Consider the following 17,977-nt stretch of genomic DNA (forward strand, 5'->3'; position numbering starts at 1 on the left):
GATTCACACTGACCACTCCGATGACAGAACAACCTTCCGATCGCTGTTATCCCCAGATTTTTCTGATTCTCTTTTCCAAAGGGGGAAATCCGGGGATAAAGGCGAACGCTCCGCTTCTTCACGTTATTTCCGTCCTCTTCGTTCTTGTGTAAATGTCTAGTCAATCTATATAGTAATTAAATCAGCGTTTAAATCGATTTATAAATCTAAATCGTGTTGGAAGCATCATATCAACTCATGGAACAATTTGTCAATTATTTTATAAAAATAGCCCGATCACCGATCTCCAATAGAGAATCCGTAACCAGGCTACACAGAACATATACAGCTACACGGAGCGCATAAACTGAGATAACAAGCATAGATGCATAGGACGTATCACATCAACAAACTAGGAATGCAGTGCGGTCTTCGTCTGACTCGCAGCAGATTGACTCAAATGCTCTTTCATTCGCGCTAACTCTGTACCCGCAAGCATCATAATTCCAATACCATGGTTGTCGTTGGTGACTGTCAGGAGATCCTTGTTGTAATACTCTGCTGTGAATGCGTATCTCGATCCACTACATACCCCATGTACATTACCTTGACGGTCAATCGCATACTTCGTTAACCCACTCCATGCCTGCTCCGCCGCCACAATATAACGTTCAGGATGACGGAACCATCCGAATCGAACACCCCGGGAAAATCCGTAGGTAAACATAGCTGTACACGATGCCTCCAGATACGTATCTGCATCATTCAATACCTGGTGCCATAACCCGCTCGGATCTTGAAGTGCAGCATACCCCTCACATAGTTCATTATAAAAATCAATCAAAGCTGGGCAATCCGCATGCCCTTCAGGAAGAGCCTCCAGCACCTCCGTTAACGAGAATAGTGTCCAACCATTTCCCCGCCCCCACGGTACTCGTGTGGCTTGCCCATATTTGAAGTCATAGACATGGGACATGATTTTGTAATCAGACATAAATAGATACTTTCGGTATAACAAGAACTGTCTCGCCGCCTCATCCAGAGCTGCTGTATTTCCCGTCAAGCGGGCATAACGAACCAGAAACGGTGTACTCATATACAGATCGTCCGCCCACATCGTGTTCTCGGCATATTCCCCAGTACACTCGCGGTAAAAAGCACCATCCTCTTGGCGTTCCAATCGAGATAACATAAAATCAGCAATCCGTGCAGCAATCGGCAAAGCTGTCGGCTCCTGATGCTCTGAATATGCTTCCAGCATAGCTGAGCCAAACGAACCACAATTGTCCAACATCTTGAGCATCACCAGCTGTTGGTTCACTGCCGGGAATCCGTACTGCTCCCGATCCCACAACGAATATTCATACATCCGAGTACATGTCCGAACATGTTCAGCCGCATACCGCGTAATATCCGGTCGCCGTAAATGACGGCCAGCCTGTAACAAGCCATACACGGTTACACCAAGTGGATAATCCCAACGCCCATAGTTGGTCACGCTACCTACCGTCCACTTATTGCTAAGCATCGCATTCTCATAGTACGGACGTACCCAAGCATCTGGAAGATCCAGCCGCCAATACGTCTTCTCCTCTGATGAAGGATGGGATGGCGATGGCTCCGTTGTTCCCGTAGCATAGACCCGATCGAATCGGTTCATATCCTGCGCCGCTGGTTCAGCTCCAGCCTTGAACGGCCCAGCATATAACCATGATTCTCCAGATACACCGTGTACGCGCTGCGGCAGTTCGAACTTTAATTCTTTGCCATTTACCGAGGCAGTTAATGTAAATTGCCATGGCGTCTCAGCATCGCTACATTCACTGCACACCAACAATTCGCTCCGTCCAAAGGAAGCATCCACTTCCTCCGTAAATGAACCTGCTTCGGAGAGCCGGATCACTTCCTCACCTTGGTACCACACTTGAATCGGACCAGAGCAGGTTCCAGATAATTGAACCTTCGCTCCTGTCACATCGCTGTTGTTCAGATGAGTTCTTGCATATACCTTATGGCCTGGGAGATGTCCATATATACGCTCCAGAGTAGGCACAGCTTGTTGTGCTTCAGACCACTCTGGGTTAGGGAACCACGTCAGCCCCGTATCCTGTTCTTTTCCTATTAAATTCAGCGCAGTTTGCCCACCACCGGATGGATGGAGTGTTAACGAGATATCTTGGTTAGAGAGATTGGAATATACCCAGCCTGCCTGCCCCAGTCTTTCTTCAAAAGGAGAAAGTACATTCAGAATCCGAACCTTACCCTCGTCAGATCCGAATTGACACCCAAAACCAGCAGGAGTGCAGCTCATTTGTAACAACAACGTATTCCAACCTGGTTTAATATCAATTCCCAATTTCACCGTTGCGTCTGGGGTAATTTCATCTATAACGGTAGAGCGGTACACGAGTTGATCATTAAAATAAAACCGTACGGGGCCATAACACCGGATCAGCACATCCAGATTACGGTCTTCATCTCCCCAGACGAGCGCTGCAGCGTAAACCGTCTGCCCTTTCTCAGCTTCTGGAAAGCGTTTACCTAAATTCAGATCATACAAGCCTTTGTCATTCTGCATAATGCCCGACTTCTGAAATAAACGATATACGAAATCAGCTTGGGCATTGGCTCCGATATATCGCTCAGCCAGCACCTTCAATACCTGATCCTGATCATCCCCGAAACGATAGTACATGCTCTGTGGTTCACTGAAATAGGTTGTCATGAAATGCCCACTTTCCTCTCCCATGGAGTAAAATAATAAGTATGCTAGGGGAATAACACGCTAAGTATAGCGCTTAACCTAAGTAGGATATCCCCTTGATTATGGATACATTAGATTGCTTTTTCGTTTGGTGGTAGTTGAATATTAACCCCAGTATACCTGACATGTTTGCTCATGGCTACAGATTTTTGTTTGCGCTTACAATATTACTTTCTATAAATATTTAAACAATGGTTTAAAAAAAGGAATGCCTTGCCGATATAGGTATTAGACTGGAAATTCCACTTTTTGTATTGGAAAGGAAAGATGAAATTTGAATATGCTTGAATCTTTGGTAAATGCAATGCCTTTTGTCAGTCAAATGTTTCGTGATGATGTATCCATCTCTATTAATGATCATGAGAAAGTTTTATACTTTTCCGAAGCAAAAAGTCTGGATATTGGTGTGAAAGTCGGCGATGAGCTGCATGATGATTATAAGAATTTCAAAATGTTAGTTAACAAAGATACACGTACCGTGGCACGGATGCCTGGTGATCTGCAAGGTAGACCGTTCGACGCGATTCTCATTCCCATTAAAGAGAATGATCAGGTTGTAGGTATCCTCGGTGTAAACTATGCACTGGATAACCACATTACGCTAGAGTCACTAATTACTGAAAATGAAAGCACGATTAACGCCCTCGTTGGTGGCATTCAACAGATCGCAGCACACTCAGAAGAACTATCCGCGACATCAGAAGAAATTCTGCGCAACTCCAAGCAAGCGGTAGAGAACTCGGTCAGTGTAACCAAAGTAACCAACGTGATTCGTGAAGTATCTGAACAAACGAACCTGCTCGGCTTGAATGCTATGATTGAAGCTGCTCGCGTAGGTGATCTGGGGAGTGGCTTCGGAGTTGTTGCGAGCGAAGTACGCAAACTGTCCGATCATACGAAACAAGCGGCGGCTGATATTGAAACCTCCCTCGGTAGTGTTCAGCAGTCCATGAAACATATGGAACAAGAGATTGGTCAGATTACGACAGCAACGGTAGATCAAGCACAGCTCGTAAGTGAGTTCATGGAAAGTATTGATAAGCTGAGCCACACCAGTGCCAATCTCAAAACGTTCGTGCATAAGATGTTGTCGCTCGAATAACCCGAGTTCCGACATGTAGGATTTTCTTGAAGGTTACGTACATATGTTTAAATACCAAAAAGCCTCCGCCCTCATTCCTTATTTGGAAGTCAGCGGAGGCTTTCGCTTGATTCAATTTAGGTATTCATTTCAATTTCGACAGCCACACCATAGTGGTCAGATACAACAGGCCCATTCTTGCCATTAAGAACAACCGTTGAAGACTTCGCCTGAACAGGACGATTCGAGAAAATATAATCAATGCGCAGTGGCTGACTGTTATTCGCCCATCCAGCAATGGCTTTGACAACGGTTGCGCCATCATCCTTCTGCGCTGCTGTCGTATAGAGATCATGCCAGCCATGACTCATCATATAGTCATACCCTTGTCCACGTATCTCGGCTACATTATTAAAATCTCCCATCATATATAAAGGTTCTTTCATATACGGCGCAAGTTTGCTCTCGGTTAGATCCCATTGCCCCTTGAAAGGCTCCTGCTCGTCATCCCACCAGTTATAATGTCCATTCACGAACCATGCCTCTTCACCATCCGCCACCGTCTGGATTCCGACGATTTTGCGTGTTCGGTAGTTGTTGTAATCCCGCATGTGGGATACATATTCCCCAAATGCCTGTGTAATTGGCGTTCGGCTTAGAATCGCCAGTCCTTCATCATATCTGCGGAATCCGACATGGGTAGGAACCCAGGTCCAGTAATACTTTTCAGATAATTGTGTTAGTAGCACATAAGCATAATTGTCTTTTTTGACTACCGTGTCTGAATCTGTGGCAAAGTAGTGTTCCAGCTCTGCCGTAGTTAACGCCTCTTCCTGAATCGATTGGTTGACCTCCTGCATGGAGATGATGTCGAATTGATGTGTATTAATAAAATCAGCCAGTTGGCTGATCTTGTTCAGTTGATCTTCTTCTGCCCAAGCGTGGGCGTTTAAGGTAAGTATTTTCATAAACTCTCTCCTGCCTGATTTTAATGTTAGGTCTCGCCTGTTCTTGCATGGTTCCTCAGTAGAATACATACCCTAAGCATACACAATACACGCACATTTCGCATACATATGGCTACGATGAACTTGTCTTCATGGAGACATAAGTCCACCAAAAATTTGTTTCATTCACAGAACTCCTGCACGGATTGTCCTATAACTGATATGATATATACATTAAATTCACACCTTTAACGTCAGAACGCGTTGAATGATGAACCTATGATTTCTCCAGGAGATGGAATGATGAACATACCCAATGAAATGATCATGGATGATGCACAGTGGCAACAATTGATTCGTGAAATTGCGGATCATTTCGATAACCTGACCATTATGCGCGGATTCCAATATTATAAACAGAAACGTGTTGGAGCAATAACATTTACGGCGCAGCAAGGCATCCATGCGATGGTACAAGGTACAGAGGAATATGAAGTGCTGCTGAGTATGCAGTCCTTACCTACAAGCTACTGCCCTTGCCCGGTACACTCCCCTTGTAAACATATGATCGCTGTTCTTATGAGTTACGCTGAAAGCATAGGGCGTCCTGTCCATGCCATTGTGAACGCCCATTCGAGCACTGCTCTGAAACAATCGGTGAAGCCTACCTCTGCTATATCATCGGTACGCTCGGATTCTGAAACTCATGTACAGGAGCTTGAAATCCCAGACAACTCATATAGCCAAATGAAGGAACAAGCTATGGATCTTGCTCAGCTACCTATTCCGGAATGGCATAAGCTGTTTCGGAGCTGTCTCAACCGCCTGGGAACAGGAACAGCAAGTACAAGCTATATACAGGCTGCAACCGATGAGCTCTATGCCATCAAACCCAAGCTATCTTTAGGCATGGATCAAATCTTCGACCTACACGTGCATATGTACCTTATGCGCTTCTGTATTCCTGGCCGTAATCCGAACACCAATTCGCCTGTATACCTTAGTTATCCTGCGCAGCTTGCTGTAGATGCCCTTCAGAGAAGCATAGAACAAGAGCTAAATAGCCCACTTGACCTATCCAATCTGAATGACGAGCAATACGCAGAGCATTGGAAACGGCTTGAGGAAACGGTGACCTATCTTCGGAAGCAGATGATGTCCGAAACGTCCAGCATCATGGCATTTACATCCATTTATCGCGACTTGTGGTTAAACTGGCTTGTGCCTCTTCTACACCGACAAGACGAGCTAGAAGCCGAACTAACAGCTCTACGCGACATTGAACATAAATTAAGTGATGACTCCGTTTCTACTAAAACAACCACTGGAAGTGTGCTGAATATGAACCCTAGCAGTTCAGGCACAGGAACCAGCACATCTAATAGAAGACCCTCCACGCTTCCACTCCCTTTGGTGTTGGCACAGGGCTGGATATACTTTCACCTGAAACGGGATTCCGAAGCTTGGCAGATCTTAACGAGCGGAAGCTCAGCCTATGGCATTCCACCAGAGCATGTACTGCACTATCTGCACGTCCTGGTGGAACAACTGGATTGGAATAGGCTCGGACATTGGCTGGCAGAGCTCGGACCGTTGCTTGCGAATCGGCGCAATGACCCATTGCATGATTACATGCGATTGTGGGACACCGTTATTCAGGAGCTTCCCGAAACAGAAGATACGATGTGGAATACGCTTGTTAGCATGTTGCCCCATTCTCGGCCTGCCTATGAGGATGCTCTTCATCGTCGCAGCCAGTGGCGGCGTTGGATCGATTTTCAACTTAGTACGGGGGCGGAGCCACTCGAATTCCGTGTCGCAGTACTTCAACCCATCGAGAAAGATGCACCCGAACTGCTGCTACCTTTCTACCATCAAGCCGTCGAACGTTATATCGGACACAAAAACAGAGACGGGTATAAAGCAGCGGTTAAGTTGTTAAAGCGACTGGCGAAACTATACAAAAAATTGAAGCAAGAAGAACGCTGGGAGCAGTTTATCACGGCTCTCGCAGTTCGTAATAGCAGACTGCGTGCTCTGCAGGAAGAGCTTCGGAAAGGTAAATTAATCTCATGAGCCTTAACCATCCTTACACCGAAACCATTGAAGTTCACGTTGCCCTTACGGGATATGGAGATGCCTTGTTCTATGGTGCACTCAATACCCACCACTTTGTATCCGGTCAATCACTCAAGCAACGGTTGTTCGCTTGGCATGCTCCTTCGTTCTATGGTACGGAGCTCGAAATCCGCCAGCTTGAGGACATTGAACTTGTAGTGCTGCCCGCAGAAGAAGTGATTCCTTTCTTCGCAGACATGCACACCTTACTGCATATTGAATGGAGATGGGATGAGCAGGCTGCCCATCTGATTCAGCTTGCTCCAGTGCTGGCTTCCACGATTGAAGATCGTAAATATATTCCTAGTTTTGCGGCTCATCGCGCGGGGCAACTGCAATGGATCTGGGATTCAGACCGCTTGAAGCAACAGGACCGGGCCGCGCTGAGCAAAGCCATCGAACAAACCGATGAGAGCTATACCGAAGGTCTAGGTGCTGCCTACTCCGCTTCTGTATTCCAGCGATGGTACAGCACGGAGGAAGCAGCCACAGATCTGAGACGCGAGTTCCCGCAGCTATTCCCGCAAAGTGGAGAACCTCCGCGAACATTTGGCATGGATGCTCAATCATGGCTCGTCTCTATCGGCTGGAAAGCAGATGCCGCACCCTTCCGGCCACTTCTGCAATTGCTGGAGCCAGACGATGATGAGCCTTCATGGCGATTACGATTGGTGCTGCAAAACAAGCTGGATGCCGCTTCACTAATTCCAGTTCGACTGGATTCGCGCGGCCGGCTTGAGGGGGAATGGCCTGAGGGCTGGACAGCCTTCATTCTAGATCGATCTGCCGCGTGGCTGGAACAATTGCGGGCACACCTTCCACGCATTAGCCGTGAGGTCAGTGGTAGCCGTGATGTACTCAGCGATCCGCTAGGAGATCAAGAGGCGTGGCAGTTCCTCACAATTGACAGCGGGCGACTGCTGGAGTCGGGTTGGCAAGTATTGCTGCCTGGCTGGTGGGAAGCTGCGCGGAAGAAAAAACCGAAGCTGCGTGCGAAGGTTAAGCCGGAGGAAGGCAGTGAACGCGGACAGTCCTTCTTCGGACTGGACTCCATCATTCATTTTGACTGGCGCATAGCTATTGGCGACTCAGATCTGACGGAAGAGGAATTCGCTGATCTAGTGGCTCGTAATGAACGGCTCGTTCGTTTTCGCGGAGAATGGGTTCCTCTAGACCCTGCTCTACTTGAGCAGATTCGAAGAGCGATGGGCGGCGTGGATCGGGAGCAAGGTCTTTCTTTCCAAGATATTCTGCACCTGCATCTGTTGCACAATGAACAACGTGAATATCGCAATCAGAAATGGAAGGAAGGACAGCAAGCTGAGGAAGAAGAGCAACCTCAGGCGAATGAGAACATTCAGCTGGAGGTAGAACTGAATGAACATCTACACCGGGTGATCGCACAGCTCGGAGGCGGACAAGGTGGTGCACCTTCCCTACCTATTCCGGAAGGGCTACAGGCTGAGCTTCGTTCCTATCAAAAAGAAGGCTTTGCATGGCTTGGATTCCTACGCCGGTTCGGACTCGGTGCTTGTCTTGCCGATGATATGGGACTCGGTAAGACGATCCAGTTCATCACATATCTGCTGCATCTGAAGGAAAATGAACCACGTTCCCCAGGACAAGCGCCAGCACTTCTCATCTGTCCAACGTCCGTACTGGGCAACTGGCAGAAAGAGATTAGCCGATTCGCACCTTCCATAAACGTGATGCTGCATTATGGAGCCAAACGGCTTAGTGAAGAAGCATTCCGCTCAGCTACAGAGCAGGTGGATATCATTATTACATCCTATGCAACAGCAACGCTTGATCAGGAGATGTTGCAGTCTTATACCTGGGCATCCATCTGCCTCGACGAAGCACAGAATATTAAAAATGCCCAAACGAAGCAATCTATGGCCGTCCGCAGTTTCCCTGCGAAGCACCGCATTGCACTGACGGGTACACCAATCGAGAATCGATTGGCTGAGCTATGGTCGATCTATGACTTTATTAATCCGGGTTATCTGGGCAGTGCACGAGCATTCCAGACCCGGTTCATTAGTGCCATTGAGAAGGATAAGGATGAGCAGCGTATGCAGGATCTACAGCAATTAGTGAAACCGTTCATGCTGCGCCGCAAGAAAAAGGATCCGAATATCCAGCTTGATCTGCCGGACAAAAACGAGATGAAAACCTACATTCACCTTACCGGTGAACAAAGTGCTCTATACGACCAATCCGTTCAAGCCCTGATGGATAAGATGAAAGAGCTGGAAGGCATTAAGCGTAAAGGTGCGATCCTCTCTGCGCTGACGCAATTGAAGCAGCTCTGTGATCATCCATTACTGCTGACCAAGGAAGCTCTTCCAGAGACCGTGACATCGGAGGACTCAGGTGCAACGTATGACGTGTACAGCCCACAAGACATGGCAATGCTCATTAGCCGATCTGCTAAGCTGGAACGGTTGATGGAGCTTGTCCGTGAACTGCGAGAAGAGGGTGAACGCTGCCTTATCTTTACTCAGTACATTGGTATGGGGCAGATGCTACAACAGGTGCTGCAACAAGAACTACAGGAACCGGTGTTGTATCTGCATGGCGGGACTTCCAAAACAGGACGAGATCGCATGATCGATCAGTTTCAGTCACGGACACTTCCTGCAGCAGAACAACCATCTGTCTTTATTCTTTCGATTAAAGCCGGCGGTGTGGGTCTTAATCTGACGGCGGCCAATCATGTATTCCATTTTGACCGCTGGTGGAACCCTGCCGTTGAGAACCAAGCCACTGACCGAGCTTACCGAATGGGTCAGACCAAGGATGTTCAAGTGCACAAGTTTATCTCCCTGGGCACACTTGAGGAGCGGATCGACGAGATGCTCGAGAGCAAGCAGCAGCTTAGCGACAATATCATTACTAGCTCCGAGAACTGGATAACAGAGCTCTCGACAGATGAGCTGACAGATCTATTCACTCGCCGGCGGGACTGGTCAGGATAACCTATCGCTATGTTCATTTCTTTTCACATCAGACGATGAAATGTAGGACTTATATAGCTTCAGCTTGACGAAACCTGTGAAGAGGTAGCATTTATCATCGTGAATATATCCCAAAAAAGAGCGAAGCACGGAATTCCATTCCGTCTTCGCTCTTTTGGATTATAACCAAAACGGAGCTGTGAATTCTCTACCCCATCTAGCTACAGATATTATTGCTGGTACGCTTCTAGCTTAACGCATGTTACCGATGATGGAGGATCTGGAATCTTGCATTTTCTTAACGAAATTGGTCATCAGATCAAAAGCTTCATTCCGCTTATTCGACAAGGATTGCAAACGAAGCATGTCCATTTGCTGTGTATTGCTTATTGCATCAATTTGGTTCTTCAGCTGCTGAGCCAAAGCCTCATCACCATTTTGTTGCGCTGCCTGTAATTGCGCGTTCAATTCTGTAATCTGTTGATACCGATTCTGTACTTCTTGAATTTGCGTCTGCAATTGGGTATCCAATAATCTAGTACGCTCTTGCTGAACCATCATCAGCGCAGTTTCGATGTCCATTTTGCTGATGTCGATCGCATTAATGCCCGACGAGATGTTCGAGTTAATGATTGCACTCGCTGAAGCCGAGCCAACGATCGATACTGCTGCAATAGCAGCAACCATTGTCGAAGTGAAGAATTTGCCAGTCCGTTTCATCTGTTGTCCTCCGATTGGATATGTAATATGTACCAATATGGTACGGTTTTCTTCGATATTCTATATCAAAAGACCTAGTTGTACAATCCATTTCATTTTAAATTTGAAATGTTGGGTTCAACCTATCCCGTAACCATCCTGCACTTACATTTTCAGATATATTTCAACCCAATTGGTTACCAAAGTCCTGGCCTTACATCGTTCGTGATAGCTGTTGAATCAACTCTTGAATATGTGCTTTTACAGGCTGATCATCGAGAGACGCAATGAGCTCTTGATTCAATAACTGGTTCTTCTTCATTAGATAAAAATCATACAGCGCCTGACGAATGGTCATATCATACGTAATTGAGAAGGTTGGCTCAGCCACTCGGCGAATGACTGCCTCATCCTGGATCATGTACAGAATGGGATTAATTCGATTAAATACTCCACGCTCCATCCCCTCTTCAAAAAAGTGACATAACTGCTCACTATGATGACGTAATGCAGTCGAGAACCCCTCAAAAATAGGAGGATACAGCTTTCTCACATCACTCCAGAAAAATTCAGGCAGATATAACACATGCGAGATGGAATGTTGATACGCAATCTGGAAGCGACGTTCGAATGGGATCGAGTCATCCTTCATCATAGCTCTGGAATCATGAATTTCTTCGATATAGTCCTCCAAAATATTCTGGATAATTTCCTCTTTGGAAGAGAAGTATTTATATAATGTTGCCTTGCTAATATCCATATGTCTGGCCACGTCATCCATTCGAAGCGAACTGATGGGTGTTGTACGTAGCACGGGAATCATCTTGGTCAAAAATTTCTGCGAGTTCTCCAGTCGTTTCATGGAGTGCCCTCCTCTATATACATTCAATTTCCTATCCCTGTTGTTATTGCTCCAATAGCAACTGATTCACGGTGCACAAAATAGGCGATATATAAAGTATAGCACGGAAGACGAAATAGATATATTGTACTAACTAAACTATTTTGGACATTTTAGTTTACTTTGAAATTTGGTTGTGCTATATTTAGGTCAATTAATTTTACAAAATTATATTTTACACAACTTAAATAACTGCAAATTACACTGGAGGTTTTCTTTATGAAAAAAATATTAGTTGTCCTGACCAATGTAGATAAATATGCAACAAAGGATGAGCCTACCGGCTTGTGGCTGAGCGAAGCAACTCACTTTATTGAAGAATTCGACCATAATGACAATGTTCAGATCGACCTGGTCAGCCCACTCGGCGGCAATGTACCTCTCGATCCGAAAAGTCTGGGTGATTCGCTAGATGAAAGTACCAAAGCCTATTATGAGAACGAAGCATTCATGAACAAATTAAAAAATACGTTGAAGCCAAGCGACGTGAAAGCTAGTGACTATGACGCGATCTACTTCACAGGTGGACATGGTACGATGTGGGATTTCCCAGATAATGCTGAGCTGCAAGAGCTTTCTCGTGAAATCTATGAAAAAGGCGGCGTTGTATCCGGCGTGTGCCACGGTGTCACAGCCTTGCTTAACGTGAAGCTGTCCAATGGCTTGCTGTTGATCAAGGACAAAACGGTATCCGGCTTCACCAATGAAGAGGAAGCGCTAGTGCAACAAACCGACTACGTTCCGTTCCTTCTGGAAGATGCACTGAGAGAACGTGCAGGTCGTTACGAAAAAGCTGCTGCATTCAGCTCTTATGTTACTACTGACGGCCGCCTAGTTACGAGTCAAAACCCGCAATCCAGCAAAGCTGTAGGCGAAAGCGTCAAAGAATTGCTGGGCCTGTAAATCTGAGGTCTTAAAACGATACTTTACCTTCATCTCCCCCATGAGTTGATATAGATGAACCAATGACAAACAGCACGTTGCCCGTCTTCTCAAGACGGATAACGTGCTGTTTCATTTTATAAACTTGAATTATTGGCTTTTATTTAATCGCTCGATTTAATCGCCGCTATCGAAGCCTTCACTCCTGCTCCTGCCAATCGCTTCACAATATAAGGAACAGTCAACGAGGTCAGGATCACGGCAAACGCGACCTGAGCGATGGCTATGTCCACATACGGTGCATATGCCGGATTGAATTCTGCTGCCATTGACGGTACAACCATGGATAGTCCAGCAACCGAGCATGTTGCAGCAGCAGCATAACCCGGTCGTTTCAAGATTGTCCGATCAACTCCAATGAGCGGAAGCATACAGATCAGCATAAACAACACCGTGACCAGCAAGCCGGACAGACTGGACTGGAATGCAATGCCAAGATCAATATTGGACCCGAAGCTTGTACCCAGGAAAGGCAACAGAATCAGTGTTCCCGGCGCGAACATCTTCTGAATATTAGCGTCCAGATTACCAAGCAAAATGCCAATGAGAAAAGGTACCAGTGTAGCCAGCACACTGAGCAGATCTATACCGACTCCGCTCGCCGAATTCAATATCATGACCGGAATAACCGGAACAGCGATTAGATTCAGAATGCCAAACGCGGCACGATCTACATCATCTCCGTATGTGTTCATCAAAGCCAGATATAATCCCGGATTACAGCTGGTCAGGACAGCAATGAAGGCTACCGCAGATACGCCGCCAACGCCACTGATTCCGAAGAAGTGTACGAATGCCCAGCCAAACAACACACTGATGATAATCCGCGAGGCACAGAGCACGCCTGCTCTTTTTAAGGTCACCAGAAGCTGTGATAGGTTCAACTGTGTGCCTGATACCAGCAAAATCATGCCAATGAGCACCATGGTGCCTTTGGACGTGAACAGTGCTGTGGTGGGATCGCCAATCTGAAAGAATGATGGGAACACCGTGTTGATTATAGCAGCAAGCATCATAGGAACGATAAGTAAGCCGCCCGGAATTTTCTTAATACGACCCAAAATATTCATGGGAGGTTACAGTTCTGCTCCGTTGGTACGGATCACATTCTGATACCAGAAGAAGGAATCCTTCCGATATCTTTTTAGCGTACCGTTGCCGTAGTCGTCCTGATCCACATAGATAAATCCATACCGTTTGCTCATCTCAGACGTACCTGAACTAATCATGTCGATTGGCCCCCACATCGTGTAACCCAGCACCTCAACCCCATCTGCAATAGCGAGTCCCATCTGTTCGATATGCTTGCTCAGAAAATCAATGCGGTATGGATCGTTAATCGTTCCGTCATCATTCAGTTTATCGTAAAAACCTGAGCTGTTCTCTAGAATGAAGACAGGCTTCTGATACCGGTCATAGACCAGATTGAGCGTATAGCGAAGACCAATCGGATCAATCTGCCAGCCCCATTCGTTCGCAGGCAGATGTGGATTTTTGTACACACTGTGCACGTTACCTGCTGTTAATTCGAGCTGCTCGGTATCACTGCTGGATATCATCGAATTGTAATACGACATACCCACGAAATCAGCCGTATGCGCCCGAATGCCCTCTAGATCGCCGTCTTCGATGTTGAGCTGAATTCCTTTGTTCTTGAAATACGTCTTGCTGTAATAAGGATATTCTCCTTTATTTAATACATCCAGATAGAACTGGTTCTTCATCTGATCATCCTGCTGCATCTGGAGCGCATCCTCCGGCTTACAGGTATAAGGATACGTTGTAAAATAAGCCACCATGCTGCCGATCTGATTATTCGGATCAATCTCATGAGCCATCTTAGTCACTCTGGACGCGGCTACAAATTGGTGGTGCAAGCCTTGGAACAGCATTTCCTCATAATTAGGAGCATCATAATCAATAATTCCAAGCGTCTTGGCCGAAGCTTTAACACTCATATTGATCTCGTTGAACGTCACCCAATATTTCACTTTGCCCTTATAGCGATTGAACAGCACGTCGCAGTAGTTCACATACAGGTCAACCAACTTACGGTTATACCATCCGCCGAACTTGTCCATCAGGACAATCGGTGTGTCAAAGTGGCTAATCGTAATCAGAGGTTCCATCCCATGTTTTAGAACTTCATCAATGACCTGATCGTAGAATGCTAGCGCCTTTTCGTTCGGAGCAGCATCATCACCACCAGGAAATACTCTCGCCCATGCAATGGAATAACGGAACACTTTGAAGCCCATCTCGGCAAACAAGGCGATATCTTCCCGGAAGTTATGGTAAAAATCAATCCCCCGGCGCTTCGGATATTTCACGACATCCGAGTCATTCTTAGCTTCTTCGATCATCTCACGGTTAACCCGAATCTGCTTAGTCACCTTGCGGTCATTCTTCTCATTAAACTTCATCACTTCTGGAATGGTCAGCGTTTTGCCATCTACGTTATATGCACCTTCAGCCTGACAGGCCGATAGGGCACCGCCCCACAAGAAGTCTTTTGGAAAATTGGAATTTGTCATTTCAGTCTCCTCCTGTTACGTTTTGTTAAGTTATTTACAATGTTATGGGATCAACTTGATCAGCGCTTCACTTTCCCGAATTGGACCACTGGTTGCTGTAGTTAGAACATCTCCATACTGCTGCATATTAGTTACGACAATAGACGTGATGGTGTTATAACCTGCGGCCGTAATGCCCTCGGGATCAAATTCCACCAACAAATCACCTGCCTTGATAGCCTGACCCTGTTGAATATGAGCGTTAAAATATTTCCCCTTCAGACTGACGGTATCCACCCCGATATGAATGAGAATCTCAACCCCATTCGCCGCCTTCAAACCAATGGCGTGTTTGGTACGATAAAGTGCTTCAACAACACCATCAAATGGAGCGTAAACTTTACCCTCTGTTGGAATCACGGCAATGCCTTTACCCATTAGTTCTTGTGCAAAAGCCTGATCCTCTACCTCGGAGATCGGTTTGATCTCTCCTGTCATGGGACTTACGATCAACATGTCTGAAGAAGCGGATGCCTCTGACACAGATGGTGCGGAAGTTGCCGGAGTTGCGACCGTAGTACTGATATTTGCCACCGAATCTGTAGCTTGCTGCTTCGATTGAGTTCCTTCGACATTTTCCTTGATGCCAGCCATCAGTGTAAACACAAAACCGAGAACAATCGCTGCGATACAGCCAATCACGACATAGATATAACGATCTGATGTGTACGTACCTAATGCCAGTAGACCCGGAAGGGAAATCGCATTAGCTGAGGTATGAACCAGGCTGTAGAAACCACTGACTATCCCCGCTGCTAGACAGCCTGCGAAGAATGGACGTTTGTACTTCAGCGTTACACCATAGATCGCTGGCTCAGTAATCCCGAACAAAGCGGTGAATCCACTCGAAGCCGCCGCTGATTTCATCGTTTTACTCTTCGTCAATACAAACACACCGAAGGCTGCTCCAGCCTGAGCCAGATTCGCCGCGAGTGCAGTTGGCAACAGCACCGTTGCACCCAGTGTAGCCACTTGTTGAACCTGAATGGGCATGATTGCATAGTGCATACCGAACATAACCATAATTGGTTTGAAGAACCCGAGAATGGCACCTGCAAGAACACCTGCGGTTGAGAACAGTGAGTTAATCCCATTGGTCAGCCAGTCACCGATATGTGATCCTACTGGGCCAAGCACGATGAGTTCCACTGGAACCATAATGAACAATACAATCATGGGTGTAAGCAGGACCTGCAAGAACTTAGGAATCACTCGGTTAACGAGTGGATACAGGTAACTCATAATCCATACCGCCAGAATGATCGGAATGACAGATGATGAGTATTTCATGAGCAGAATCGGCATACCGAGGAAATCAATGCTGTTCACACCGGTCTCGGCAATCTGGGATGCTGCGTTCAGAATAGTTGGATGCATCAGGCCTGCCGCAAGAGCAACTGCCAGATATGGATTCGTTTTGAAGCGATGTGCAGCACTAACCGCCAGGAAGAATGGCAAGAAGTAGAAGATACAGTCACCGATCATATTAATGATCGTCAGAAAGCCGGAACCTTCTAGATACCCCATTGCAGCTATAACGGTAGCCAAACATTTAATCATCCCGCAACCAACAAGAGCCGGTAATACAGGCGTAAATATACCCGCGATCGTTTCAAGCACGACATTGATCGGATTGCGTTTTTTCTTCGGTCCACTGTTCTCTGCGGATGGTTCTGATCCGCCAATGCGGTCAGACGTTAAACTTCTCACTTCATTGTATACGGCGTCCACTTTGGCACCAATGACGATCTGCACCTGGCCGCCGGAGTTCTGCGCGCGAAGCACACCCTCGAGCTGATCCAACGCTTTAAGGTCTGCCTTGTTATCATCCTTTAATACAAATCGTAACCGGGTTGCACAATGTGTCAGACCCGAGATATTTTGTTCCCCACCAACAAGATCAAGCACGTTTTTAGCTAAGTCTTTGTTGTTCATGACCCTTCTCCTCTACATCGAAAATTAACATGATTTTAAATGTATATAAAAAATGACCAAGCCGGGGAATCGTCATTCCCTACGCTTGGTCATGCCTGATCGAATCAGTAACAGTCCATAAGTTGTTATTCGGTTAGTTAATTCGAGATTAATCGTTGAATATGCAGAATTAGATATAACTTTTCGTCATCAGAGCAGGTCCAGCCATAGTTGTTACTCAGAAAATCAGCGATTTTCTCAACACAAGCCAATTCCTTCGGAAACTTCTCTTTAACCATCAGGAAAAGTGATTCATTCTCATCCTTCAGCGATTTGCCGCTCATCTGTCGCATGATGAAGTACCTTATATGTGTTGCAAATCTCATGAAATGAATGGAGTCTTCCTGAAAGTCAATTTTGAGCGCATATTTGATCACGGATAAAATTTCACCCGTCACTGTCGTTACTTTGGTCGTATCACTCATCTCACCCGAGCCCACCTGTGCATTCACAAAATGCAGGGCGATCAGTGTCGTCTCAGCCGGTGGCAAGTCCACATTCGTTTTCTCCTGAATCAGCTTCAGCGCTGCCTCACCCACACGAGTCTCATCTGGATATAAGGTGCGAACCTCCCATTTCAACGGGTTCTTGATATGCACACCTTCACGATGCCGGGTTAGTGCAAAACTAATATGGTCGGACAGGGTGAGAAGCAGGTTCGGGTTAAATTGTTTATTCAAAATCTGACTGCCTAGCTTGATGATCTCCTCTGCCAGATATATATCTTCAATCGGAATGCTGTTCAGCAGGTCATACATACGGATGTTCTTTGGTGCCACGAAAATCTTCTCTACCAGATCCGTCTCCGTCAGCTGATAAGGGGTTTTCAGAAACCCTACACCCTTACCTACAACGAATACTTCTTCGTTCTTATCATTAATGGCAATTGCCACGTTGTTATTTACCTTTTTAATAACCTTCAATGCCCTCACCCCCCGCCTGAAATAAAAAAAGACCGAAAGCGATTACAGTTAAATAATCGAATTCGGTCATGCCTGGCTCTCCCAGTAACAGTCCGTGTTAAGTATATATGTATTAT

The 17,977-nt window shown here is 46.2% G+C and carries 12 protein-coding genes; 4 read left to right on the top strand and 8 right to left on the bottom strand.

The genetic code is table 11. The annotated features are described in order from the left end of the window. Positions 1–391: 391 nt before the first annotated feature. Complete coding sequence (locus ASD24_RS15565; RefSeq protein WP_235540605.1) at positions 392–2,728, bottom strand: glycoside hydrolase family 88/105 protein; 2,337 nt, start codon at positions 2,726–2,728, stop codon at positions 392–394. Positions 2,729–3,023: 295 nt separating this feature from the next. On the opposite strand from ASD24_RS15565, the gene ASD24_RS15570 reads away from it, so the two are divergent. Continuing rightward, positions 3,024–3,845 (top strand): methyl-accepting chemotaxis protein, encoded by an 822-nt coding sequence (locus ASD24_RS15570; protein ID WP_235540607.1) that lies wholly within the window; start codon positions 3,024–3,026, stop codon positions 3,843–3,845. Positions 3,846–3,961: 116 nt separating this feature from the next. Here the strand turns inward: ASD24_RS15570 and ASD24_RS15575 are convergent, their stop codons facing one another. Further along, positions 3,962–4,792 (bottom strand): endonuclease/exonuclease/phosphatase family protein, encoded by an 831-nt coding sequence (locus ASD24_RS15575; protein WP_056697301.1) that lies wholly within the window; start codon positions 4,790–4,792, stop codon positions 3,962–3,964. Between the two features lie 282 nt (positions 4,793–5,074). Here ASD24_RS15575 and ASD24_RS15580 point away from each other — a divergent pair, with 282 nt between their 5' ends. Both ASD24_RS15580 and ASD24_RS15585 read left to right on the top strand, forming a co-directional pair. Further along, complete coding sequence (locus ASD24_RS15580) at positions 5,075–6,847, top strand: SWIM zinc finger family protein (protein WP_056697303.1); 1,773 nt, start codon at positions 5,075–5,077, stop codon at positions 6,845–6,847. Continuing rightward, on the top strand, positions 6,844–9,870 hold the full coding sequence (locus tag ASD24_RS15585) for a DEAD/DEAH box helicase (RefSeq protein WP_056697306.1): 3,027 nt from the start codon (positions 6,844–6,846) through the stop codon (positions 9,868–9,870). The genes ASD24_RS15580 and ASD24_RS15585 overlap by 4 nt, the downstream gene beginning before the upstream one ends. A 231-nt stretch (positions 9,871–10,101) precedes the next feature. On the opposite strand, the gene ASD24_RS15590 is transcribed toward ASD24_RS15585, so the two are convergent. After that, a complete protein-coding gene (locus ASD24_RS15590) occupies positions 10,102–10,569 on the bottom strand; it encodes a hypothetical protein (RefSeq protein WP_082560432.1) in 468 nt (155 codons plus the stop codon). Between the two features lie 193 nt (positions 10,570–10,762). Beyond that, a complete protein-coding gene (locus tag ASD24_RS15595) occupies positions 10,763–11,410 on the bottom strand; it encodes a TetR/AcrR family transcriptional regulator (RefSeq protein ID WP_056697316.1) in 648 nt (215 codons plus the stop codon). A gap of 258 nt (positions 11,411–11,668) precedes the next feature. Here ASD24_RS15595 and ASD24_RS15600 point away from each other — a divergent pair, with 258 nt between their 5' ends. Further along, on the top strand, positions 11,669–12,352 hold the full coding sequence (locus ASD24_RS15600; RefSeq protein WP_056697318.1) for a type 1 glutamine amidotransferase domain-containing protein: 684 nt from the start codon (positions 11,669–11,671) through the stop codon (positions 12,350–12,352). A gap of 143 nt (positions 12,353–12,495) precedes the next feature. On the opposite strand, the gene ASD24_RS15605 is transcribed toward ASD24_RS15600, so the two are convergent. From ASD24_RS15605 to ASD24_RS15620, 4 genes are all read right to left on the bottom strand, one after another. Beyond that, positions 12,496–13,461 carry a 2-keto-3-deoxygluconate permease gene (locus tag ASD24_RS15605; protein ID WP_056697321.1) on the bottom strand — a complete coding sequence of 322 codons (966 nt, stop codon included), beginning with the start codon at positions 13,459–13,461 and terminating at the stop codon, positions 12,496–12,498. Between the two features lie 6 nt (positions 13,462–13,467). Next, positions 13,468–14,925: a glycoside hydrolase family 1 protein gene (locus tag ASD24_RS15610; RefSeq protein ID WP_056697323.1), complete on the bottom strand. Its 1,458-nt coding sequence runs from the start codon at positions 14,923–14,925 to the stop codon at positions 13,468–13,470. 42 nt (positions 14,926–14,967) lie between these two features. Next, entirely contained in the window at positions 14,968–16,899 is a 1,932-nt protein-coding gene (locus ASD24_RS15615) for a beta-glucoside-specific PTS transporter subunit IIABC (protein ID WP_056697325.1), read from the bottom strand. 137 nt (positions 16,900–17,036) lie between these two features. Further along, positions 17,037–17,870: a PRD domain-containing protein gene (locus tag ASD24_RS15620; RefSeq protein WP_235540609.1), complete on the bottom strand. Its 834-nt coding sequence runs from the start codon at positions 17,868–17,870 to the stop codon at positions 17,037–17,039. Positions 17,871–17,977 lie beyond the last annotated feature (107 nt).

Origin of the sequence: Paenibacillus sp. Root52 (genome assembly GCF_001426865.1) — a bacterium.
Taxonomy (GTDB): domain Bacteria; phylum Bacillota; class Bacilli; order Paenibacillales; family Paenibacillaceae; genus Paenibacillus.